25 protein-coding genes and 1 tRNA gene are annotated in these 21318 nt (G+C 62.4%); 9 read left to right on the forward strand and 17 right to left on the reverse strand.

Annotated features, from left to right (window positions below):
• Positions 1-35: 35 nt before the first annotated feature.
• The 12 genes from QMG46_RS01760 to queD form a co-directional block, all read right to left on the reverse strand.
• On the reverse strand, positions 36-548 hold the full coding sequence (locus QMG46_RS01760; RefSeq protein WP_281850720.1) for an energy transducer TonB: 513 nt from the start codon (positions 546-548) through the stop codon (positions 36-38).
• Between the two features lie 336 nt (positions 549-884).
• Positions 885-1310, reverse strand: coding sequence for a F0F1 ATP synthase subunit epsilon (locus tag QMG46_RS01765; RefSeq protein WP_281850721.1), 426 nt, complete (start codon positions 1308-1310; stop codon positions 885-887).
• 84 nt (positions 1311-1394) lie between these two features.
• Positions 1395-2807 carry a F0F1 ATP synthase subunit beta gene (gene atpD / locus QMG46_RS01770; RefSeq protein WP_281850722.1) on the reverse strand — a complete coding sequence of 471 codons (1413 nt, stop codon included), beginning with the start codon at positions 2805-2807 and terminating at the stop codon, positions 1395-1397.
• A 97-nt stretch (positions 2808-2904) separates the two neighbouring features.
• The gene (gene atpG / locus QMG46_RS01775; RefSeq protein WP_281850723.1) at positions 2905-3834 is read right to left on the reverse strand and encodes a F0F1 ATP synthase subunit gamma; all 930 of its coding nucleotides are present in this window, start codon (positions 3832-3834) and stop codon (positions 2905-2907) included.
• A gap of 105 nt (positions 3835-3939) precedes the next feature.
• On the reverse strand, positions 3940-5490 hold the full coding sequence (atpA, locus tag QMG46_RS01780; protein WP_281850724.1) for a F0F1 ATP synthase subunit alpha: 1551 nt from the start codon (positions 5488-5490) through the stop codon (positions 3940-3942).
• A 58-nt stretch (positions 5491-5548) separates the two neighbouring features.
• Positions 5549-6082: a F0F1 ATP synthase subunit delta gene (locus QMG46_RS01785; RefSeq protein WP_281850725.1), complete on the reverse strand. Its 534-nt coding sequence runs from the start codon at positions 6080-6082 to the stop codon at positions 5549-5551.
• A 3-nt stretch (positions 6083-6085) separates the two neighbouring features.
• Positions 6086-6556 (reverse strand): F0F1 ATP synthase subunit B, encoded by a 471-nt coding sequence (locus QMG46_RS01790; protein WP_281850726.1) that lies wholly within the window; start codon positions 6554-6556, stop codon positions 6086-6088.
• Between the two features lie 84 nt (positions 6557-6640).
• The gene (atpE, locus tag QMG46_RS01795) at positions 6641-6928 is read right to left on the reverse strand and encodes a F0F1 ATP synthase subunit C (protein ID WP_281850727.1); all 288 of its coding nucleotides are present in this window, start codon (positions 6926-6928) and stop codon (positions 6641-6643) included.
• A 61-nt stretch (positions 6929-6989) separates the two neighbouring features.
• Complete coding sequence (gene atpB / locus QMG46_RS01800; RefSeq protein ID WP_281850728.1) at positions 6990-7823, reverse strand: F0F1 ATP synthase subunit A; 834 nt, start codon at positions 7821-7823, stop codon at positions 6990-6992.
• Between the two features lie 3 nt (positions 7824-7826).
• The gene (locus QMG46_RS01805; protein WP_281850729.1) at positions 7827-8192 is read right to left on the reverse strand and encodes a hypothetical protein; all 366 of its coding nucleotides are present in this window, start codon (positions 8190-8192) and stop codon (positions 7827-7829) included.
• A 202-nt stretch (positions 8193-8394) separates the two neighbouring features.
• A complete protein-coding gene (locus QMG46_RS01810) occupies positions 8395-8787 on the reverse strand; it encodes a phasin family protein (RefSeq protein WP_281850731.1) in 393 nt (130 codons plus the stop codon).
• A 154-nt stretch (positions 8788-8941) separates the two neighbouring features.
• Positions 8942-9304, reverse strand: a complete 363-nt coding sequence (gene queD / locus QMG46_RS01815) for a 6-carboxytetrahydropterin synthase QueD (RefSeq protein WP_281850733.1) — start codon at positions 9302-9304, stop codon at positions 8942-8944.
• 101 nt (positions 9305-9405) lie between these two features.
• Here queD and QMG46_RS01820 point away from each other — a divergent pair, with 101 nt between their 5' ends.
• Positions 9406-9774, forward strand: a complete 369-nt coding sequence (locus tag QMG46_RS01820; RefSeq protein ID WP_281850734.1) for a DUF1090 domain-containing protein — start codon at positions 9406-9408, stop codon at positions 9772-9774.
• A 66-nt stretch (positions 9775-9840) separates the two neighbouring features.
• Here QMG46_RS01820 and QMG46_RS01825 read toward each other — a convergent pair.
• Positions 9841-9917 (reverse strand) — tRNA-Met (locus tag QMG46_RS01825).
• Positions 9918-10092: 175 nt separating this feature from the next.
• Here QMG46_RS01825 and QMG46_RS01830 point away from each other — a divergent pair.
• The 8 genes from QMG46_RS01830 (at position 10093) to ampE (ending at position 15160) form a co-directional block, all read left to right on the forward strand.
• Positions 10093-10656 carry an RNA pyrophosphohydrolase gene (locus QMG46_RS01830; RefSeq protein WP_281850735.1) on the forward strand — a complete coding sequence of 188 codons (564 nt, stop codon included), beginning with the start codon at positions 10093-10095 and terminating at the stop codon, positions 10654-10656.
• A 65-nt stretch (positions 10657-10721) separates the two neighbouring features.
• Entirely contained in the window at positions 10722-10922 is a 201-nt protein-coding gene (locus QMG46_RS01835) for a (2Fe-2S)-binding protein (RefSeq protein ID WP_281852790.1), read from the forward strand.
• A 152-nt stretch (positions 10923-11074) separates the two neighbouring features.
• Positions 11075-11545: a bacterioferritin gene (gene bfr / locus QMG46_RS01840; protein ID WP_281850736.1), complete on the forward strand. Its 471-nt coding sequence runs from the start codon at positions 11075-11077 to the stop codon at positions 11543-11545.
• A gap of 117 nt (positions 11546-11662) precedes the next feature.
• Complete coding sequence (locus QMG46_RS01845) at positions 11663-12418, forward strand: DUF6776 family protein (RefSeq protein ID WP_281850737.1); 756 nt, start codon at positions 11663-11665, stop codon at positions 12416-12418.
• Positions 12405-12845, forward strand: a complete 441-nt coding sequence (locus tag QMG46_RS01850; protein WP_281850738.1) for a bactofilin family protein — start codon at positions 12405-12407, stop codon at positions 12843-12845. The genes QMG46_RS01845 and QMG46_RS01850 overlap by 14 nt, the downstream gene beginning before the upstream one ends.
• A 46-nt stretch (positions 12846-12891) precedes the next feature.
• Positions 12892-13260, forward strand: coding sequence for an iron-sulfur cluster insertion protein ErpA (gene erpA / locus QMG46_RS01855; protein ID WP_281852791.1), 369 nt, complete (start codon positions 12892-12894; stop codon positions 13258-13260).
• Positions 13261-13281: 21 nt separating this feature from the next.
• Positions 13282-14226, forward strand: coding sequence for an NAD(+) diphosphatase (nudC, locus tag QMG46_RS01860; protein WP_281850739.1), 945 nt, complete (start codon positions 13282-13284; stop codon positions 14224-14226).
• Positions 14227-14290: 64 nt separating this feature from the next.
• On the forward strand, positions 14291-15160 hold the full coding sequence (ampE, locus tag QMG46_RS01865) for a regulatory signaling modulator protein AmpE (RefSeq protein WP_281850740.1): 870 nt from the start codon (positions 14291-14293) through the stop codon (positions 15158-15160).
• Between the two features lie 94 nt (positions 15161-15254).
• Here the strand turns inward: ampE and QMG46_RS01870 are convergent, their stop codons facing one another.
• From QMG46_RS01870 to QMG46_RS01885, 4 genes are all read right to left on the reverse strand, one after another.
• Positions 15255-17117 carry an MFS transporter gene (locus QMG46_RS01870; protein WP_281850741.1) on the reverse strand — a complete coding sequence of 621 codons (1863 nt, stop codon included), beginning with the start codon at positions 17115-17117 and terminating at the stop codon, positions 15255-15257.
• A gap of 79 nt (positions 17118-17196) precedes the next feature.
• Entirely contained in the window at positions 17197-18399 is a 1203-nt protein-coding gene (locus QMG46_RS01875; protein WP_281850742.1) for a lysozyme inhibitor LprI family protein, read from the reverse strand.
• 21 nt (positions 18400-18420) lie between these two features.
• A complete protein-coding gene (gene purD / locus QMG46_RS01880) occupies positions 18421-19704 on the reverse strand; it encodes a phosphoribosylamine--glycine ligase (RefSeq protein WP_281850743.1) in 1284 nt (427 codons plus the stop codon).
• 242 nt (positions 19705-19946) lie between these two features.
• Positions 19947-21317: an AMP-binding protein gene (locus QMG46_RS01885; RefSeq protein ID WP_281850744.1), complete on the reverse strand. Its 1371-nt coding sequence runs from the start codon at positions 21315-21317 to the stop codon at positions 19947-19949.
• Position 21318 lies beyond the last annotated feature (1 nt).

A 21318-nucleotide genomic window follows, 5' to 3' on the forward strand; every position in this document is an offset into this window, starting at 1 on the left:
CACGTTGCTGAGAGGGAGATAATGATAACGGACGATCATGCCTGCGCCGGGCGATCGGCCGTATGGGTTATGGCACGGCCGTCACGGCATTCGAAATGAAACGTATAACGTAGGCTGAAGGGCCTGGTTTCGCTGCCGGTTTCATGTTGCTCGCCGTTCGCATCGGCCGTCCAGTAGCGGATGGTCAGCGGATTGAACTGCCACTGTTTCGCCGCTTCGCGTGTCGCGGAGATAAACAATTTGTGCGCGGCGTCCGCCTGCGTTTCATCTGCTACGCGTACTTCGTCGACTTTGCCGTCGGTGTCGACGATCAACAGGGCGTCGACATCTACCGGCAGCATGCAACGTGGCAACAAGCTGGGCGGGTAAATCGGATCGACGCGCTGGAAGGGAGAACCTCCGCTGGCTACCTGCCCCATGGCGAGCTGGTAGTGGCGCGTGTCGTTGCTGCCGTTATTGATAGGCGCGCTGACGGACCTGTTCGGCGTTTGTGCGCAGGCACCTAGTAGCAGGGCGATGGCTGCGGCAAGAAGGGCCCTTGTTGTCACAGTGCTCTCTGTGGGGCGGGCGATCAGGATGCATGCGAGCCAGTGAGACTTGCAAGGCGCCCCCTCACCCCAGCCCTCTCCCCCGGCAGAGCCAGGGGAGAGGGAGCCAACTGAGTAGATCTTCGATGCTTCGGATTTCCCAAACCTGCCCCTTCTTCCCCGGCATAGCCAGGAGAGAGAGGGGCAACTGAGTAGATCCTCGATGTTTCGAATTTCCCAAACCTGCTCCCTCTCCCCTGGCTTCGCCGGGGGAGAGGGTTGGGGTGAGGGGGCGCTCTAAAAGCAAAACGCCGACACAAAGGCCGGCGTCTCGCAGACATCCATCGAACGACGCGCTCAGTGCTTGAGGTTCTTGCGCAGACGCTCCAGCGCCTGCAGCTGCGCCAACGCCAATGCCAGCTTGGCCTGGGCCTCGGCAATGTCTTCGGCATCCGTGCGGTTGGCCAGGGCGTCCTCGGCTTCTTTCTTGGCACGCTGGGCAGCGGCTTCGTCCAGATCGGAAGCGCGCACAGCGGTATCGGCCAGGACGGTCACGACCTGCGGTTGCACTTCCAGAATGCCGCCGGATACCCAGAACTGCTGGCGCTCGCCGTTGGTCAGCACCACATCGACGTGGCCCGGCTTCAGGCGCGTGATCAGCGGGGCGTGGCGGGGCGCGATACCCAGCTCACCCATTTCGCCGGTAGCGACGACCAGGGTCGCGTCACCGTGAAAGATCTCGGCTTCGGCGCTGACGATGTCGACTCGCAGGGTATGGCTCATGACGGTGTTCCAATACGTTCGATAAAGCGGCGGTGACGGTAAACCCGCTGATTCTTGATCAACGGGTCCAATCGCTCACCTCGATCAGGCTGCCTTCTTGGCGCCCATCTCTTCGGCTTTCTTGATCGCCTCGTCGATGCCGCCGACCATGTAGAACGCCTGCTCCGGCAGATGGTCCACGTCGCCGTCGACGATCATCTTGAAGCCGCGAATGGTTTCCTTCAGCGACACGTACTTGCCCGGCGAACCGGTGAACACTTCGGCCACATGGAAGGGCTGCGAGAAGAAACGCTCGCACTTACGTGCGCGCGCCACCACCTGGCGGTCTTCCTGCGACAGCTCGTCCATGCCCAGAATCGCGATGATGTCCTTGAGCTCCTTGTAACGCTGCAAGGTGCCCTGCACACGACGAGCAACGTCGTAATGCTCGTTGCCGATCACCAGCGGGTCGAGCTGGCGGCTGGTCGAAGCGAGCGGATCGACGGCCGGGTAGATACCCAGGCTGGCGATATCGCGCGACAGCGCCACGGTCGAATCCAGGTGAACGAAGGTGGTAGCGGGCGACGGATCGGTGTAATCGTCCGCCGGCACGTATACGGCCTGGATCGAAGTGATCGAACCGGTCTTGGTCGAGGTGATGCGCTCCTGCAGCACGCCCATTTCCTCGGCCAGCGTCGGCTGGTAACCCACCGCCGACGGCATACGGCCGAGCAGCGCGGATACTTCGGTACCGGCCAGCGTGTAGCGGTAGATGTTGTCGACGAACAGCAGCACGTCCTTGCCCTTGCCGCTCTCGTCCTTCTCGTCGCGGAAGTATTCGGCCATGGTCAGGCCGGTCAGCGCGACGCGCAGGCGGTTGCCCGGCGGCTCGTTCATCTGGCCGTAGACCATCGCGACCTTGTCCAGGACGTTGGAGTCCTTCATCTCGTGATAGAAGTCGTTACCTTCACGAGTACGCTCACCCACGCCGGCGAACACGGACAGACCCGAGTGCGCCTTGGCGATGTTATTGATGAGCTCCATCATGTTCACGGTCTTGCCCACGCCGGCGCCGCCGAACAGGCCGACCTTACCGCCCTTGGCGAACGGGCAAACGAGGTCGATGACCTTGATGCCGGTTTCCAGCAGATCGGTAGCCGCAGCCTGGTCAGCGTAGCTCGGCGCTTCGCGATGGATCACCCAGCGGTCCTGCTCGCCGATCGGGCCGGCTTCGTCGATCGGGTTGCCGAGCACGTCCATGATGCGGCCGAGCGTCGCCTTGCCGACCGGCACCTTGATTCCTTCGCCGGTGTTGCGCGCCACGAGGCCGCGCTTCAGGCCGTCGGTCGAGCCGAGCGCAATGGTACGCACGACGCCGTCGCCGAGGACCTGCTGGACTTCCAGCGTGATCGCCGTACCGTCGATCTTCAGCGCGTCGTAAACCTGCGGCACCTGATCGCGTGCGAATTCCACGTCGATAACCGCGCCGATGATCTGTACAACTTTGCCCTGACTCATGGATATGCTCCGAATGGATCTTTAAGGTTCTTTACAGCGCCACCGAGGCGTCGCTTGTTTAATGAATACGCGCGGCCACGTCCGTGGCCGCCCGTGGTTATACCGCCGCTGCGCCGCCGACGATTTCCGAAATTTCCTGGGTGATCGCGGCCTGGCGCGCCTTGTTGTAAATCAGCGTCAGTTCGCCGATCACCTTGTTCGCGTTGTCCGATGCGCTCTTCATCGCCACCATGCGCGCAGCGTGTTCGCTGGCGAGGTTTTCTAACACGCCCTGGTACACCACCGACTCGATGTAGCGACCCAGAACGTATTCCAGCACCGTGGCGGCATCTGGCTCGTAGATGTAGTCCCAGTCGTGCGACTGTTCGAGCTTGAGACCGGCCACCGGCCAGTTCGGCGTGTTCTGCTTGTCGCCTTCGGCAGCCTGCATTTCCGCAGCCACCAGCGGCAACGGAAGCAACGCGTCGACCGTCGGCTTCTGCGTCATGGTGTTGATGAAGTCGTTGTAGGCCAGGAAGACACGGTCGAGCTTGCCGTCCGTATAAGCGTCCAGCACCACCTTGATCACACCGATCAGCTGCTCCAGCTTGGGCTTGTCGCCCAGGTGGGTCACGCTGCCAATCAGATTGACGCCCTTGATGCGGCGGAAGAACTGCACTGCCTTCTGGCCGATCGCGAGCACATCGACTTCGACGCCCTTGGCCTGCCACTCGCGGATCGACGGGATCATGCGACGGAACAGGTTGGAGTTCAGGCCACCGCACAGGCCGCGATCGGTGGTGATCACCACATAAGCGACGCGCGCGGTCTTCTCGCGCTGCACCAGGAACGGATGGGTGAAGTCGGTGCTGGCCTGCGCAACGTGCGCAATCACCTTGCGCATCTGCCGCGCATAGGGCCGCGACGCCTTCATCATGTCCTGCGCCTTGCGGATCTTCGAGGCCGAGACCATTTCGAGCGCGCGCGTCACCTTGCGCATGTTCTGCGTGCTCTTGATCTTGGTTTTGATTTCGCGTCCGCTTGCCATTCTTTTCGCTCGCTATGCTCGCTTGGGAACAGGGATCGGAAAACGGGGAAAGGGGTAGCGCGCGGCGCTCTTGTTCCCCGTTCCCTGTTTCCTAATTCCCTGCTATTACCAACTACCGGTCTTCTTGTACTCGTCCAGCGAGGCCTTGAAGACACCTTCGATCTCGCCGTTCCAGTCACCCGTAGCGACGATCTTCTTCATCAGCTCTTCGTGGTTCTGGTGCATGAACGAGTGCAGGCCCTTTTCGAAGGGCAGCACCTTGTTCACCGGCAGGTCGTCGAGGTAGCCCTTTTCTGCGGCGTACACCGACAGCGCCAGTTCGGCGATCGACAGCGGCGCATACTGCGACTGCTTCATCAGCTCGGTCACGCGCTGGCCGCGATCCAGCTGGGCGCGGGTGGCCGGGTCCAGATCCGAGGCGAACTGCGCGAACGCAGCCAGCTCGCGGAACTGCGCCAGGGCCAGCTTCACGCCGCCGGAGAGCTTCTTGACGATCTTGGTCTGGGCGGCGCCACCGACGCGCGACACCGAGATACCGGCGTTCACGGCCGGACGGATGCCGGCGTTGAACAGGTCGGTTTCCAGGAAGATCTGACCGTCGGTGATCGAGATCACGTTGGTCGGCACGAATGCGGACACGTCACCGGCCTGCGTTTCGATGATCGGCAGCGCGGTCAGCGAACCGGTCTTGCCCTTTACCTCACCGTTGGTGAACTTCTCGACGTACTCCTCGGAGACGCGCGATGCGCGCTCGAGCAGACGCGAGTGGAGATAGAACACGTCGCCCGGATAGGCTTCGCGGCCCGGCGGACGCTTGAGCAGCAGCGAGATCTGGCGGTAGGCCACAGCCTGTTTGGACAGATCGTCATAGATGATCAGCGCGTCCTGGCCGCGGTCGCGGAAGTACTCGCCCATCGCGCAACCCGAATACGGTGCGATGTACTGCAGCGCGGCCGACTCGGACGCCGAAGCGACCACCACGATGGTGTTGGCCAGCGCGCCGTTCTCTTCGAGCTTGCGCACGACGGCAGCGATCGACGAACGCTTCTGGCCGATCGCGACGTAGATGCACTTAATGCCGGAATCTTTCTGGTTGATGATCGCGTCGATCGCCAGCGCGGTCTTGCCGGTCTGACGGTCGCCGATGATCAGCTCGCGCTGACCGCGGCCGATCGGGATCATCGAGTCGACCGACTTGTAACCGGTCTGCACCGGCTCGTCGACCGACTTACGCCAGATCACGCCCGGCGCGACTTTTTCGATCGCCGAGCTGAGCTTGGCGTTGAGCGGGCCCTTGCCGTCGATCGGGTTGCCGAGCGAATCGACCACGCGGCCGAGCAGTTCCGGACCGACCGGCACTTCGAGAATGCGGCCGGTGGTCTTGGCGGTGTCGCCTTCGCGCAGATGCTGGTATTCGCCCAGCACCACCGCGCCGACGGAGTCGCGCTCGAGGTTCAAAGCCAATGCAAACGAGTTGCCCGGCAGTTCGATCATTTCGCCCTGCATCACATCGGCCAGGCCGTGGATGCGCACGATGCCGTCGGACACGCTGATGATGGTGCCTTCGTTGCGGGCTTCCGCGCCGAGCTTGAACTGCTCGATACGGCTCTTGATCAGTTCACTGATCTCGGACGGGTTCAACGTAGTGCTGGACATAGGTCGTTATCCTTGGGTTCGCGCCGCTTTAACGGCACCCGATGATTTGAATCTGGTGTCAGTGCGCCAGCGCGCTGGCGAGCCGCTCAAGGCGGCCGCGCGCGGAGCCATCGATCACTTCGCTGCCGGTGTCGATCACCACGCCACCCAGCAGCGAGGCGTCGACCTGGGTTTCCAGTTCGATCTCGCGCTTGAAGCGGCGCTTCAGCGAGGTTTTCAGCTGTTCGGTCTGCGCGGTATCCAGGGCCATGGCGCTGGTGACTTTCACCAGCAGCTGCGACTCGGCTTCACGCTTGTAGGTCTCGTACAGTGCAGCCACTTCCGGCAACAACGACAGACGGCCGTTTTCGGCGAGTTCGCCGATAAACACGGCGAACGGCTTGTCGTTGCCCATGCCCTTTGGCAAGTGCAACTCAACCAGCTGCGCCGGCAGCACGCGCGGATCGTTGACGAGCTGGACCACGCGAGGGTCCTTTGCCACTTCAGCAGCAAAGGCCAACGCGTGCGACCACTCGTTGAACGCACCCGCCGACTGAGCGACTTCGAACGCGGCGCGTGCATACGGACGAGCTAGAGTGATTGCCTGGGCCATGGCTTAGATCTCGGCGGCGAGCTGGTCGAGCATCGCCTTGTGGGCCGACGGATCGATTTCGCGCTGCACGATCTTTTCCGCGCCCTGGATCGCCAGACGACCCACCCAGCCACGCAGCTCTTCGCGAGCACGCTGCTGCATGCTGACGATCTCGTCGGCGGCGGCAGCCTTCACGCGAGCGGCTTCGGCCAATGCATCGGCACGCGCCTTGTCGACGATCTGGTTGGCCTGCTGGGTTGCCTTGTCGACGATCTCGGATGCCTGCTGGCGAGCCTGCTTGATCTCCACCGCCGCTTTCGCGTCGGCATCCTTCAATTCGGCGCGCGCGCGCTCGGCAGCCGCCAGACCTTCGGCGACCTTCTTCTGACGCTCTTCAATCGCATGATTGAGCTGCGGCCAGATGAACTTGGTGGTGAACCAGACCAGGATGGCGAACGACACCATCTGGCCCAGGAAAGTCAGATTGATATTCATGACCTTTCCGATAACTCCGTAACGCGTGGGACCGCCGATCGTCGCGGCTCAATGCCGCGACGACAATTCGCGCCGACTAATGGATTAGTGGGCGAAATTGGCAATGACCTGGGCGGTCAGCGGGTTCGAGAAAGCGAACAGCAGCGCCACGGCCAGACCGATAATGAACGCAGCGTCGATCAGACCGGCGAGCAGGAACATACGGCCCTGCAGCAGCGGAACCAGTTCCGGCTGACGTGCGGCGGACTCGAGGAACTTCGAACCCATGATGGCGATGCCCAAGCAGGCACCCAGGGCGCCCAGACCGATGATGACGCCGATGGCGATCGCGGTCATGCCCTGCACATGGGAAATGAGTTCGGCGAGGTTCATAGTGTTCTCCTGATGAATCGGGGTTTTAGTTGAAGTTAGAGATGAAGCGAAAACGTGAGTCTTAGTGATGCTCGCGGGCAGTCGCGATGTAGACGATGGTGAGCATCATGAAAATAAAGGCCTGCAGCAGGATGATCAGGATATGGAAGATCGCCCATGCCGTGTTGAACAGCACGCCCGGCAGGAAACTGATCCAGCCGGCGAACAGACCGGCGATCAGCATGAACACCAGCTCGCCGCCGTACATGTTGCCGAACAGTCGCATCGCGAGCGACACCGGCTTAGACAGGTATTCGATCACGTTGAGCGCCAGGTTGAACGGCACCAGGATGATCTTGACCGCCAGGCTTTCCGCATGGAACGGCGCGGTGATCAGCTCCTTGCCGAAACCTAGCGTACCCTTGGCCTTCATTCCGTGCGCCAGCACGATGAAAAACACGCACAGGGCCAGACCCATGGTGGTGTTGATATCGGCCGTCGGCACCCAGCGGAAGAACGTGTGATGGGCCACTTCGGCACCGGCCACGGTCTGCACGGCAACACCCGGCAGGTCGAGCGGCAGCAGGTCCATCGTGTTCAGGAACACGACCCACATGAAGATCGACAAGGCCAGCGGGGTCACCGTACGGCGATCGCCGTGGAAGGTGTCCTTCACCTGGGTGTCGACGAACTCGACGATGATCTCGACGAAGGCCTGGCCCTTGGACGGCACGCCCGAGGTCGCCTTACGGGCCTTCAGCCAGAACCACAGGCAGAACACCGCGCCGAGCACGAAGGACACCACCAGCGAATCGAGGTGGATCTTCATGAACGCGCCATCACCCAGGCTCACCACGTTGTGGTGCAGGTGATGCTGGATGTATTCGGTTAGACCACCTTGCGGCTCGCTCGCCATCTCTTAACCCTTGAACCTGAACGCCAGCAGATTTATTGCGTACGCAGCCACCAGCCCCGTGATGGCGGCCAGTGGCGGCAGTTTGTATTGACCCAGGATGATGATCAGTCCCCCGATGATCGCCATCCATTTCAAAACCATGCCTACCAACAGGCGTCCCATCGTCATGCCGCCGCCACCCAATCCAGCGAAGGTCCGCGCTGCCAGCAGCGCAGTCCCCAGCGCCACGATGGCGGCGCCCGCAGCGCCCGCTATTGCATCGCGAAGCCCCTGCGTCAGGAAGGCGATTCCCACGAGAGCCGCCACGGCAAGCTGCAGCAAGACAATGCGCAGCGCGAGACGACGTCCGGAGGCAAGACTGTTGAGCACGTGTGTTTCCCGTACGGTTTCGCTGTAAGCGGCACCGCTCCGGCTATCGGGGCACGGTCCAATCCCAAAAAGTATATCAGCCGGGTCTTCAAACCGACAAGCCAAACCGGGTCGGAACTTATGTGCAAACGCAAGAAAAAACCGGACCCTTTGTCAGGGTCCGGTTTCTTGTATTGCCGGCTCGGAGCGCGTTGCGCCCGACTTACTTGCCGGCGGCAGCCTTCTTGACGGCAGCGACCGGAGCGGCCACGGCGTCATTGGCAGCCTGCTGCTGTTCCTGCACCAGCGCGTTCAGCGACTCGGCGGTCTTCTGCGTGACGGCGAAGATTTCCTGCGTCACGGCGACAGCGCGCTCGGCGTTCTGACGGCTCAGGTTGGCGCCCTTTTCCCACAGGGTGCGCAGGCCATCGGCGTCACGGGTTTCGAACACGTCGCTGAAGAACTCGGTAGTAGCCTGGGCGTGCTTTTCGAACGCGGCCAGCTGCAGCTCGGCGACCTTCTCCAGCCCCTTGAGGGCCAGCGACTGCGCCTTGAACGCGCTATCGGCCAGCTGCTTGGTGTAGGCAAAAATCTGGGTATTGAGTTGCTGCGTCATGACTTGAGTCCCTCGGCGGGAATTTGGGTAGTGATGCAAAGGCTAGCAACTGTTTTTGTGCAATGCAATATAATTTTTGTGAAGACGAGGGCTTTCAACGATTTGTACTACTATTTCAATAGCTTGACAATCGCTGAAACAATTTTGCAACGCGTCAAAAACTAGCCCTGCTGCAGCTCGCGCCCGACGTGCAGGTCTCATGGACCACCACCTTGTCCAGGCCTGGCAGCACCACCGACAGGCGCTGGAAGATCCAGCGCGCCAGCATCTCGCTGGTGGGATTTTCCAGACCCTCGATGTCGTTGAGGTAGTGATGATCGAGCTGGTCGTACAAAGGCGCGAAGGCCGATTTCACGTCCGCGAAATCCATCACCCAGCCCAGTCTGGGATCGGGCTCGCCCACGACGTGGATCTCGACCTTGAACGAATGGCCGTGCAGACGCGCGCACTTGTGCCCTTCGGGCACGTTCGGCAGACGGTGCGCCGCCTCGATGTGGAAGACTTTGAAGATATGCATCGCACTATTCTAACGCGCCCCGCCGGTATTGATCCGCTGCCGCTATGCTCGGGCAGCCGCCCAAGGCATGCGGGCGGCACAGACCATGGAGGCTCAAAAGCATGAAATACCTTCTTGTCCTGCCCCTCACCGTCCTGGCCTTTTCCGCTTTCGCGCAGTCGTCGCTGTGCGAGCAGAAACAGCAGGATATCCAGCGTCAGATCGACTATGCCCGCCAGCACGGCAACACGGCGCGTGTCGCCGGTCTCGAGAAGGCCGAGGCCGAAGTCGGCAGCGGCTGTACGGACGACAAGCTAAAAGCATCGCATGCAGCCAAGATCAGGGATCAACAGCATCAGGTCGACGAGCGCCAACGGGAACTCGATCAAGCGCGTCACAACGGCGAGAGCAGCAAGAAGATCGCCAAGCGGCAACGAAAGCTCGACGACGCGCAGCGCGAACTGAAAGAGCTGCAGTCAACGGCCTATTGATTCAGCCCGAATCCCGAACCGCAATAGCGGAAGGGAGTGGCATGCCGCGAGGTATTGCAGGGTAAATGGTGGCTAGAGGCGGGATCGAACCGCCGACCTCAGCATTATGAGTGCCGCGCTCTGACCAGCTGAGCTACCTAGCCACTGTACCTTGCGAGAGGCCGAATCTGGGCGATCCGGCCGGGGCGCGGCAGTTTAGTCGGATTGAACCCCTGGTTCAACCCTGTTGCTTGCCGCCGCTTCGGATGCTGTGGTTGAATCGACCACGGGTCAGACGCCATATATAAGTCACCGGCGCTCCGTACCCAAGGAGACGACATGATTGACGTTGATGGCTACCGCCCGAATGTGGGGATCGTTCTGCTCAATGCAGACGGCCGCCTGTTCTGGGCGCGCCGTGTCAATCGGGACGGCTGGCAATTCCCGCAAGGCGGCATGCGCAGCGACGAAACGCCGCTGGAAGCGATGTATCGCGAGCTTGAAGAAGAAACCGGCCTGACGCCTCAGCACGTCGAAGTACTGGGCAGCACACGCGGCTGGCTGCGCTACAAGCTGCCCCATCGCTACGTACGCCATCACCAGCACCCCACCTGCATCGGCCAGAAACAGGTCTGGTTCCTGCTGCGCCTGGTCGCCAGTGAAGAATCGCTGTGCCTCAATGCCTGCGAGAAGCCCGAGTTCGATATCTGGCGCTGGGTCGATTTCTGGTATCCGGCCGCCCACGTGGTGAACTTCAAGCGCCAGGTCTATGAGCGCGCCCTGCGCCAGTTCGCGCCGGTGGTGGAGACCCTGCTCAGCATCCACATCGGCAATCAGCCCCAGCAAGCCGAAGGGGACGAACTACCCTGCAACGAACCCAAGGGCGGACACGCCGCTGCCTGAACGGCCTCGACCGGCCGTCGATGAGTTTGTTGACAATCATTCGCATTCGCGTTCTTATACGCGTCATGTATATCTGTCTATGCAATGCCGTCACCGACCATGACATCCGCCGCGCCGCGGCCGATGGCGTGCAGAGTTTCGCCCAGTTGCAGGCCCGCACGGGCTGCTCGGATTGCTGCGGCTGCTGCGAGCAGGAAGCGCGCGCCACGCTGGACCGCGCCGTAGAGCAAGTGATGAACCAGCTGCCGATCGTCGCGATCGCCTGACGCTCTGCTTTGCTTCGTCAACAAGGCCGCGCCCAGAGCGCGGCCTTTGTGTTTTTGCGGCAGAAAACCATTTCCATTTGCGTTCCGCCATCGTCATACGCTTGTGCGTATAGTCCCCGGCTGTACCCGCTACCCCCGCTAGGAGACGTGCCATGAAAGGCGACGCCAAGGTCATCGAATTCCTCAATAAGGTGCTCTACAACGAGCTGACCGCGATCAACCAGTATTTCCTGCATTACCGCATGTTCAAGGACTGGGGTTACAGCGAGCTGGCCGAGCACGAGTACAAGGAATCGATCGAGGAAATGAAGCACGCCGATCATCTGATCGAGCGCATCCTGTTCCTCGACGGCCTGCCGAACCTGCAGCATCTGGGCAAGCTGCGCATTGGTGAAAACGCGCTGGAATGCATCCAGGGCGATCTGGATCTGGAAATCGCCGCGGTGAAGGATCTGCGCGAAGCGATTGCCTACAGCGAAGGCATTGCCGACTACGTCAGCCGCGACCTGTTCAAAGGCATCCTGCACGACGAAGAAGAGCATATCGACTGGCTTGAGACGCAACAGAGCCTGGTCAAGGACATCGGCGCCGAGCGCTACCTGCAGAGCAAGATCAGCAGCTGATCGAGGCATAGCCCTCAGGTGTGGACGGGCGCACAGCCCGTCCACAAACCGCCCCCTTTTTCTTGACGCTGGCATCACGTGGGGGCTATACCGGGTTTTTGCCCGGAACCATCCCGCATGGGTTCAAGACCGCCACCGCGCTTCGTGGTGCGACAGCACGACGACGCTTATCACCGTCGGCGCCTGCTGTGGCTGGCCGGTGGCTGGGCGGCAAGCCTCCTTGCAACCGGGCTGATCGTTGGCGCTTTGGCCAGCCGCAGTACGCCCGCTGCCGTCGACAAGCGCCAGGTGCGCGAACTGACCGCACAGAACGAAGACCTCAAGCAGCAGTTGGCCAATGCGCAGCGCGCACAGCAGGTCAACGACATCGCCGCGAAATCCGTGCAGGGCACCCTGGCCGAGCGCGAGGAAGAGATCAACGGCCTGCGCGCCGATCTCGGCTTTTATTCGCGCCTGATCGGCGGCGATGCGCAGCGTCAGGGGCTCAAGGTGCAGGAGCTGAAGGTCAAGCCGATGGCCGACTCGCCGCGCGCCTGGAACATCAACCTCAGCCTCACCCAAAGCGCCAAGCGCGGCGATGAGGTGACCGGCAAGCTGCTGATCAGCGTGGACGGCCTGCGCGGCGACAAGGTCGTCCAGCTCGACTGGCCCGCGCTGGGCGATGCCGCGCAAAAAGACGGCATGCCGTTCCGCTTCAAATATTTTCAACAATTGCATGCCACCGTAGTGCTGCCGGCCGACTTCAAGCCAACGCGTCTGCACGTAAAAGTTCAGCCCGATGACGATACCGCCATCAGCCGGGCCGTCAGCTGGACCGACGCGCTGGCCGGCAATCTGACTTCAGTACAGGGAGACAAAGATGCTCAACCGTAATAAGCGCAATGAGCGCCCCGCCCACACGCCCAGCAGCGATACCAGCCTGATTGCCCGCGGCACGGTCATTCGCGGCGACCTGCGCTTCAGCGGCGCGCTCCATCTGGATGGGCGTATCGAAGGCTCGGTGCTGGCCGAAAATGCGGAGGCGGTGTTCACCCTGAGCGAGCACGGCCAGGTACAAGGCGAAATCCGCGTGGCGCATGCGGTCATCAACGGCCACGTGCAGGGCGATATCCACGTGAGCGACCGCCTGGAGCTGGCGCCGGAGGCCCGCATCGTCGGCGACGTGCACTACCAGACGCTGGAAATGGCTGCCGGCGCCCAGGTGAACGGCCGCATCAGCCATCAGGGCACGGCCGAAGTCCGCCATCAGCTGTCCGCGCCCCAGAAAGAACACAAAGAAGAGGAACCGGCGCTGGCCTGATCGCGGTATGCTTGCCAAAGCCCCGCTTCAGCCCCATATCCAGCGCATGGAAACCCTCGTCTCTATTCCCGACTACCGCCAGGCGGTTGCCCCGTTGGTATTTACCGACGCGGCTGCGCGCAAGGTGCACGAGCTGATCCTCGAAGAAGGCAACCCGGAGCTCAAGCTCAGGGTGTACATCACCGGTGGGGGCTGTTCGGGCTTCCAGTACGGTTTTACCTTCGACGAAGCCCAGGCCGAAGACGACTTTGCGCTGGCTCGCGAGGGTGTGACCCTGCTGGTCGACCCGCTGTCGCTGCAATATCTCACCGGTGCCGAGATCGACTACTCCGAGAGTCTCAGCGGCTCGCAGTTCGTGATCCGCAACCCGAACGCCAAGACCACCTGCGGCTGCGGCTCGTCCTTCTCCACCTGATTGGGCCCGGCAAGGACTCCCATGACCCTGCCGCGTACCAACACCTTCGCCGGCCTCAGCCTGATCCTGGACCGTCTCGCCGAACGGCGCGACGAGCTTGACTGGGTGGCCGAACAGGCCGGCTCCGAGCACGCGCGTTACCTGTTGCTGGATGCACTCGGCGAAACCTATCTGTTGCCGGGCAACGAAGCCTTGCGCTGGCTCAACGCCGAGGAACGCAAACTGCTGGCCAACGTGCCGGCGAGCTTTCTCGGCTTCGCCCAGGATCGCCCGCATTTTCTGTTGACCGTCGAAGACGCCGATCTCGCCCGCGAGCTGGAAACACACCTCGGCGCGCGCCGACTGGGACTACGAGAAGCTGGCCTGCTGCTGCCATCGGACGAAGCAGGCTTGTTTGCCTACGCCAAAGGCCTGGCCCATTGGCAGCGTGAAACGCGCTTTTGTGCGTATTGCGGCTCGCCACTGGTCCTGGTTTCGTCCGGGCACCGCGCCCAATGCAGCAACGCTGCCTGCGGACGCATGCATTTCCCGCGCACCGACGCCGCGATCATCGTGATCGTCGAGCACGAGGGCGCGTGCCTGCTCGGCCGTCAGGTCGGCTGGCCAAAGGGGCGCTATTCGACCCTGGCCGGCTTTATCGAACCGGGCGAATCGCTCGAAGACGCCGTGCGCCGCGAAGTGGCCGAAGAATCGGGCGTCATTGTCGGCGAAGTGCACTACCACTCCTCGCAGCCGTGGCCGATGCCCGCTTCGCTGATGGTCGGCTTCACCGCCAAGGCGATCGATCCGACCATTCACCTGCGTGATCGCGAGCTGGAAGACGCGCGCTGGTTCACGCCGCAGCAGATCGTCGACGGCCTTGCCGATGGCAGCTTCGGCGTGCCGTCGCGCCTGTCCGTGTCGTATCAATTGCTGGCCAGCTGGCTGCGTCTGCGCGCCAATCTGGAACTGGACGCACTCATCTAAGCTCCGTGCCGCTTCAATGCGGCTGCGGCCTCGCTACAATGCGGCCAACAACGGAGAGTCATCGATGGCCGTCAGTTTGCTCACTGCCCTTCTCGCGCTTGGTCTGCTGCACTTCCTGCCGCAGCTGGCGCATTGGCGCGGCGCCGGCGGCCTACGCCGCTGGGTAACGCAGTTGAGCGACACCAGTGGTGCAGGTCGCATCATCATCACGTTGCTGGTTCCCCTGGTCGCCTGCCTGCTGATCCAGTGGCTGCTCAGCCTGCTGCCGTTCGGCGGTGTGCTGCGCCTGCTGTTTGCGCTGGTGGTGCTGCTGTACTGCATGGGACCCAATGCGTTCGAAGCGGATCTCGAAGCCATCCTGCGCGCGCCGGATCGTCCCAGCCGCGAGGCGGCCGCCCAGGTGCTCAGCGACGATGGCGACCCGGTCGCATGGAATGCCCCGGCGCTTGGCGAGGCGGTGGTTTACGCCGCGCTGCGTCGTCGCTTCGGCGTGCTGCTGTGGTTCTTTCTGCTCGGGCCAACCGGCGCCTTGCTTTATCACCTGGCCCAGACGTTGGGCCGCAATCGTTCGCTCGGCCTGGACGCCGATGCGCAGACCACCGCCTTTTCGCTCTCCAACGTACTCGACTGGCTGCCTGCGCAGCTGCTGGTGTTCACACTCGCCCTGGTGGGCCACTGGGATGCCGTGATCGGCGCGTGGAAGCGCTGGCATAACCAAGCCGCACCGGCGAGCTGGTATCGCGAAGGACCTGGGTTCCTGGGTGCCGCCGCGCGCGCGGATATCCTGATCGACATCGTCGCCGGGGATGGCTATGCGGAAGACCGCAGCGATCCGATTACCGAGCTGCTCCGATTGCGCGGTGCGCTGCTGCGTGCGTTGCTGGCATGGCTGAGCGTGGTGGCGTTGATCGTGTTGGCTGGGTGGATCAGCTAAGGCTCGCTTCGCATCGCTTCTTGCTTCCCCCTCACCCCAGCCCTCTCCCCTGGCTTTGCCGGGGGAGAGGGCTGGGGTGAGGGGGCGCTCTCGCTTACGCCATATCCCCACGCAATTCCCGCACTCGCGCTTCCAGCGCCGCCGCACTCGACTGCTCCGGCGAACGCACCGCATCGACCACCAGCTCGACGCGCGCACGAAACCGACGTGGCAGGCGCAGCTTGCGTCGACGACTCCACATGCTGCCCCACAATCCACGTAACGCCATCGGCACCACTGGTACGGGCCGACGCGCGAGAATCTTCTCCACGCCCGGCCGGAAGGTAGCGATCTGTCCATCACGGGTCAGGCCACCCTCGGGAAAGATGCACACCACTTCGCCATCGGCCAGGGCCGCATCGATCGCCTCGTAGGCCGCGTCGAGCACCGCCGGATCTTCCTTATAGCCGGCGATCGGAATCGCCTTGGCCGTGCGAAACACAAAGCGCAGCACCGGGATATTGAAGATCTTGTAATACATCACGAAACGCACCGGCCGACGCACGCTGCCCATCAGGATCAACGGATCCATGAAACTGATGTGGTTGCACACCAACAGCACCGCGCCTTCATCGGGGATCTTTTCCGCACCGTCGACGCGTGTGCGATACAAGGTGTTGGTCAGCGCCCAGGTGATGAAGCGCATGATGAATTCGGGAACCAGGGTAAAGATGTACACCGCCACGGCGATGTTCAGTAGCGCGGCCGCGAGGAAAATCTGCGGCGCCTCCAACCCCAGCATCGACAAGCCCAGACCAAACCCCGAGGCGATGCAGATCAATAGAGCATTGATGATGTTGTTGCCGGCAATGACCCGCGAGAGCTGTGCGCGTGGCGTGCGCGCCTGCACGAAGGCAAACAGCGGCACTACGTAGAAACCGGAAAACACCCCCAGCAAAGCAAGATCGAGCATGACCCGCCAATTGCCGGCGCCATGCATGAAGACCTGCCAGGTCAGGTTCTGCACCGGACTGATGCCATGCCGCGCGAAATAAAGATCGACGCCGAACACGGTCAGACCAAAAGCGCCGACCGGCACCAGACCGATCTCCACACGCTTGCCGGATAGGTGCTCGCACAACAGCGAGCCGATGCCGGTACCCAGCGAGAACAGCGTCAGAATCAGCGTATTGACCGAGCCGTCGCCGCCTAGCGTGTAATGCGTGTAGTTCGGTAGCTGTGCCACCAGCACGGTGCCGAAAAACCAGAACCAGGAAATGCCCAGCACCGCATTGAACACCGCACGATCGGCATGCGTGAGCTTGAGCACGCGCGCGGTTTCCGTCCATGGATTCCAGCTGAACTTCAACTCCGGTGCCGTGGCCGGTGCGGCCGGAATGCTGCGGCTGATCGTATAGCCGATCACCGCCACGCCAACCGTCAGCGCCGATGCGGCGATCGGTCCGTAGCCTGCAATCAGCATCAAGGCGCTACCGGCGATCATGCCGACCAGGATGGCCAGCTGCGTACCCATCTCGACCAGGCCGTTACCGCCGACCAGTTCTTCAGGCTTTAAAGCCTGCGGCAGGATCGCGTATTTGATCGGCCCGAACATGGTCGAATGCAGGCCCATCAGGAACAACACCACCAGCAACAGGCTGGTGTGATGGGTATAGAAGCCGAACGCCGCCAGCGCCATCGCGCCGATCTCGAACAGCTTGACGTAGCGGATGATGCGCGTCTTCTCGTACTTTTCCGCCAGTTGCCCAGCCATCGCGGAAAACAGGAAGAACGGCAGGATAAACAGCGCCGGCGCAAGGTTCGTATAGAGCCCGACCGTGTGCTCGTCCAGTCCCATCTGGAACGCCACCAGCATGACCATCGCATTGCGGAACGCGTTGTCGTTGAACGCCCCCAACGCCTGGGTCCAGAAGAACGGGGCAAAACGACGGCGGCCAAGCAGGGAGAACTGACTCATGCGGATCCTGGCGTGAGGCGGTGACGGTAGCCTAGCGTGAAAATGCTAAGAACGGATTTGCGATTCGTTATCTTTGCCGTCAATCGCCATTGTCGATGTTGTCGTCGATAAAGCTGGTGCGCTCGCCGACCCAGGCCTGGACGATGTTGTGCGCGGCCTTGTCGGCATCCGTGGCCGAAAAACCGCGCTGCGCAACCAGCCACTTTGCCGTTGCCTGGCGGGCCGGCCCCATGGCCGCCACGACTTCCGCACGCTCACTACTTGGCCACTGCTTGTCTTCGTACTGGCCCATCAACTCTTTTTCCGCATCGCCCGCTTCGTCCTTCGCCAGCGGCTTGAGAAAATCGCGCGGCGTGGTCGTCGCACGCAAATCCAGCACGCTCCAATTGACATAGCTGGCGTAGCGAATGGTGCCGGCGCCTTTATTGGCGCGCATCAGTGCCGATTCCATGGCTTTATCCATGCGCTTCCATGCCGCTTGATCGAACAGGCCGGCAGCGGGTTGGCAAACCGGCGCAAAGCTGTCGCGCGTCGATCCGTAAAGCGACCCGAAGGCCTTGTAGGCTGCATCGCCCCATCGTGCAAAAAGAAAGCAATGCACATAGGGGCGTTCGACATTCTGATCGTAGCCTTCACGTTCGATGATCATGCGCAACAAGGTCAACGAGGGTTTACCCCCTGCGGGATCCTTATCGTGCTCGACGTCCATGTAAACGCTTTTGGCAAACTCATCGTCGGAGAGGCCGGCCAAGGCAGCGTCGCGTCGGGTACGGGCCTCGCTGTCAGTGACGACAGCCTTGGGCTCGTAATCGTGCAGATACACCAGCCACGCCGATGCCAACGGGCCGTTGTACTGGCGCAGTTGCGTGGCCGCTGTCGCCGGATCGGCGGGAATGCCCGCAATGATGCGGTCCAGCGTGGCATTGGCCGCGTCACCAGAGGCATCGAGCTCTTTGTCGCGAGCGGCCAGCTTGGCCTGTAGACAGACCTTCAAACCTTCCGCAGCGCCTTTGCACCCATCACGACCGGCAAGCCATGTCCGTTGTGCCGCGCGAATATCGGCCACCTTCGAGGCGGCGCTTTCCGATAGCAAATGGCGATAGTGACCACTGATCTGCTCGTCGAGCACATTGAGCTTGGGGTCGTCGCAAATCGCATGCTCGACGTCGGTCGATGCTTTCTTGCAATCGAACGATGCGGCACGGGCGCCAGAGGTGATACCTAGCATCAGGCAAACAGCAACGATCGCCGTCCAGTGACGAGCCTGTTTCAACGCACGCATCCCTCCCCCCTGGTTGATTGATCAGTGTCGATGCAAGGCCCGATGCGCGATGTCGCGTCGAAAGAACGCACCATCGAAGCGGATTTTCGATGCTGCTGCATACGCATTTTCGCGTGCGGCAGCAATGTCCTTGCCCAGTGCGCAAACGGTAAGCACACGTCCGCCTGCGGTTACCGGCTGTCCCTTGTCATCGAGTTTGGTACCAGCGTGGAACACCTTGGTTTCCGGGCCGAACTCGGCACCGGCACCTTCGATCACATCGCCGCTATGTACCTTGCCCGGATAGCCACCGGCAGCCATCACGACGCCGAGCGACGGGCGCGGATCCCACTGCGCCTTGACGTCGTTCAGACGTCCATCCAGCGCCGCCTCGATCAGTTCGACGAAGTCGGACTTCAGCCGCAACATGATCGGCTGGGTTTCCGGGTCGCCGAAGCGCACGTTGAATTCGATGACCTTGGGTGCGCCGCTCTTGTCGATCATCAGGCCGGCATAGAGAAAACCCATGAATGGCGCGCCTTCGGACGCCATGCCACGCAGGGTCGGCTCGATCACTTCCTTGAGGATGCGCTTCTCGACCTCGGGCGTGACCACCGGCGCGGGCGAATACGCGCCCATGCCGCCGGTATTGGGGCCCAGGTCGCCGTCGTCGCGGCGCTTGTGGTCCTGGCTGCTGGCCATCGGCAACGCGTTCACGCCATCGCTCATCACGATGTAGCTGGCTTCTTCGCCTTCGAGGAATTCCTCGATCACCACGCGAGCCGAGGCATCGCCAAACGCGTGCGCGCCAAGCATGTCATGCAAGGCCAGCTCGGCATCGGCCAGCGTCAACGCAACTACCACGCCCTTGCCCGCCGCCAGGCCGTCGGCCTTGATGACGATCGGCGCGCCGTGCTGGCGCACATAGGCGAGCGCCGGATTGAGCTCGGTGAATACGGCGTAGCGCGCGGTGGGAATGTTGTGACGGAGCAGGAAATCCTTGGCGAAGGCCTTGCTGCCTTCCAGCTGCGCCGCGATGGCCCGCGGCCCGAAGATGCGCAGATTCGCCTTGCGGAAGCGATCGACCACGCCCGCCACGAGCGGTACTTCCGGACCGACCACGGTGAGCGCGATCTTTTCGTCCTTGGCCAGCTTGAGCAGACCGTCCAGATCGGTCACGGCCACGTCGGCATTGCGCAGGCCACGCTCGCGTGCCGTGCCGGCGTTGCCCGGGGCGACGATCACCTCGCTTACTCGCGGCGACTGCTTGAGCTTCCAAGCCAGCGCGTGTTCGCGCCCGCCGCTGCCGATGACGAGGATTTTCATGGGTGCTCCGGAACCTGGGGATTGCTGGGAATCGCCTATTGTAAAGGCTAGTGCTGGTCTGGGGCCTAAAAGCCCCCCTCACCCCAACCCTCTCCCCCGGCGAAGCCAGGGGAGAGGGGGCCGACCGAGGAAGTCCTCAGTGTTTCGTTTTTCCGCAACCTGCTCCCTCTCCCCTGGCTTCGCCGGGGGAGAGGGTTGGGGTGAGGGGGAAACAAGAGGCGAAGCGAAGCGAGCCTGCCGCTCTAATGCCCAAGCAACGCCAGCAACTCAGCCCGTGGCAACTTGCCCGTCTCATTGCGCGGCAACGCATCCACCAGCCGCAGCGGCCGCGGCAGAAACACCGGATCGACCGCACGGCGCAGCACATCGACAATCGCGTGCTCATCCAGCCCCGGCGCCACCGCCAGCGCAGCAATACGCCGCACACCGATCGCATCGGCCTCATCGAGCTGAAACACCACCCCATCGCGTACGCCCGGAATGGCCAGCAGGCGGCGAGTGAGATCACCTAGCGAAGCACGCTTGCCGGCGATTTCCAGCATGTCGGCATGACGCCCGCGCAGGCGGAAACGGCGGCCGTGATCCTCCAGCGCCACGATATCGGCCAGCGTCATCGGTTGATCCAGCTGGGGTGCCTCGACCTGGGTACCGTCGGGCTGGGGATGCAGCACGATGCCGTCGTAGAGACTCCACGCTTCATCCAGCGCAGCCCGGCGGGTCGCCAGGACGCAGGTTTCAGTGGAGCCGAAAACTTCACGCAGCGGGGCACCGAAGCTTTGTTCCGCGCGCGCGGCCAGCTCCGGCGGCATCGGTGCCGTGGCCGAGACGATAGCCGCCAGCTCCGGCAGCACCACACCGGATTCGACCAGGGCGCGCAGGTGCACCGGCGTGGTGATCAGCACGCGCGGCGCAGGTATCTCGCTCAGGGCCCGTGCCACGTCCAGCGGGAAAAAGGGCCTGCCCGCATGCACGGCGACATCGCCGAACAGCGGCAGCAGCACCGACATCTCCAGGCCATACATATGTTGCGGCGGTACGGTCGCGACCACGCCGAACCTCTCGCCAACCTGCTCCCGATACATCCGCAGGTTACCGCCGGTACTCGCATGGAACTGGCGCCAGGTCTTGGCATTCGCCTTGGGCGTGCCAGTCGAACCGGAGGTGTAATTGATCGCCACCACCTGCGCCACCGGAATGGCCGGTACGTCGAAAACCGAATCGACCGTTTCAACGTCTTCGAGCGCTGGCAACAACACATAGCCCTGCGGTGCCGGATCGAGCGCCTGCTCGCCCAGCGCATAACAGCCGGGATGGGCCGCCATCACGTCTTCTACCGCCTGGGGCGCACGCGACGACGGCAGCAGGTTGGTCTGGCCGCGTAGCACGATGGCGCAAAAGGCCACCAGAAACGCGTAACGGTCTTCGCAGAGATTGACTGCCGCTGTCGCCTCTGGAAGCGATCCCGCGACACGACGTACAGCGGCCAGAAAATGCGCTGCATCCACCGCCACGCCGTCATGCCAGGCCACGATGCGCAGCGCGTCGGCGACCGCCAGCAAGGGCAGCGTGGACGCAGCGTTTTCCTGCAAATAGGCGTCGTGGACGAGGGACAAG

It is taken from the genome of Dyella sp. GSA-30, assembly GCF_027924605.1.
Taxonomy (GTDB): domain Bacteria; phylum Pseudomonadota; class Gammaproteobacteria; order Xanthomonadales; family Rhodanobacteraceae; genus GSA-30.

What these genes read in the sequence shown, in the direction of transcription:
- QMG46_RS01765 (WP_281850721.1), bottom strand. Translation starts at nt 1,310, where the DNA reads ATGAGCCATACCCTGCGAGTCGACATCGTCAGCGCCGAAGCCGAGATC.
- atpD (WP_281850722.1), bottom strand. Translation starts at nt 2,807, where the DNA reads ATGAGTCAGGGCAAAGTTGTACAGATCATCGGCGCGGTTATCGACGTG.
- atpG (WP_281850723.1), bottom strand. Translation starts at nt 3,834, where the DNA reads ATGGCAAGCGGACGCGAAATCAAAACCAAGATCAAGAGCACGCAGAAC.
- atpA (WP_281850724.1), bottom strand. Translation starts at nt 5,490, where the DNA reads ATGTCCAGCACTACGTTGAACCCGTCCGAGATCAGTGAACTGATCAAG.
- QMG46_RS01785 (WP_281850725.1), bottom strand. Translation starts at nt 6,082, where the DNA reads ATGGCCCAGGCAATCACTCTAGCTCGTCCGTATGCACGCGCCGCGTTC.
- QMG46_RS01790 (WP_281850726.1), bottom strand. Translation starts at nt 6,556, where the DNA reads ATGAATATCAATCTGACTTTCCTGGGCCAGATGGTGTCGTTCGCCATC.
- atpE (WP_281850727.1), bottom strand. Translation starts at nt 6,928, where the DNA reads ATGAACCTCGCCGAACTCATTTCCCATGTGCAGGGCATGACCGCGATC.
- atpB (WP_281850728.1), bottom strand. Translation starts at nt 7,823, where the DNA reads ATGGCGAGCGAGCCGCAAGGTGGTCTAACCGAATACATCCAGCATCAC.
- QMG46_RS01810 (WP_281850731.1), bottom strand. Translation starts at nt 8,787, where the DNA reads ATGACGCAGCAACTCAATACCCAGATTTTTGCCTACACCAAGCAGCTG.
- queD (WP_281850733.1), bottom strand. Translation starts at nt 9,304, where the DNA reads ATGCATATCTTCAAAGTCTTCCACATCGAGGCGGCGCACCGTCTGCCG.
- QMG46_RS01820 (WP_281850734.1), top strand. Translation starts at nt 9,406, where the DNA reads ATGAAATACCTTCTTGTCCTGCCCCTCACCGTCCTGGCCTTTTCCGCT.
- QMG46_RS01830 (WP_281850735.1), top strand. Translation starts at nt 10,093, where the DNA reads ATGATTGACGTTGATGGCTACCGCCCGAATGTGGGGATCGTTCTGCTC.
- QMG46_RS01835 (WP_281852790.1), top strand. Translation starts at nt 10,722, where the DNA reads ATGTATATCTGTCTATGCAATGCCGTCACCGACCATGACATCCGCCGC.
- bfr (WP_281850736.1), top strand. Translation starts at nt 11,075, where the DNA reads ATGAAAGGCGACGCCAAGGTCATCGAATTCCTCAATAAGGTGCTCTAC.
- QMG46_RS01845 (WP_281850737.1), top strand. Translation starts at nt 11,663, where the DNA reads ATGGGTTCAAGACCGCCACCGCGCTTCGTGGTGCGACAGCACGACGAC.
- QMG46_RS01850 (WP_281850738.1), top strand. Translation starts at nt 12,405, where the DNA reads ATGCTCAACCGTAATAAGCGCAATGAGCGCCCCGCCCACACGCCCAGC.
- erpA (WP_281852791.1), top strand. Translation starts at nt 12,892, where the DNA reads ATGGAAACCCTCGTCTCTATTCCCGACTACCGCCAGGCGGTTGCCCCG.
- nudC (WP_281850739.1), top strand. Translation starts at nt 13,282, where the DNA reads ATGACCCTGCCGCGTACCAACACCTTCGCCGGCCTCAGCCTGATCCTG.
- ampE (WP_281850740.1), top strand. Translation starts at nt 14,291, where the DNA reads ATGGCCGTCAGTTTGCTCACTGCCCTTCTCGCGCTTGGTCTGCTGCAC.
- QMG46_RS01870 (WP_281850741.1), bottom strand. Translation starts at nt 17,117, where the DNA reads ATGAGTCAGTTCTCCCTGCTTGGCCGCCGTCGTTTTGCCCCGTTCTTC.
- QMG46_RS01875 (WP_281850742.1), bottom strand. Translation starts at nt 18,399, where the DNA reads ATGCGTGCGTTGAAACAGGCTCGTCACTGGACGGCGATCGTTGCTGTT.
- purD (WP_281850743.1), bottom strand. Translation starts at nt 19,704, where the DNA reads ATGAAAATCCTCGTCATCGGCAGCGGCGGGCGCGAACACGCGCTGGCT.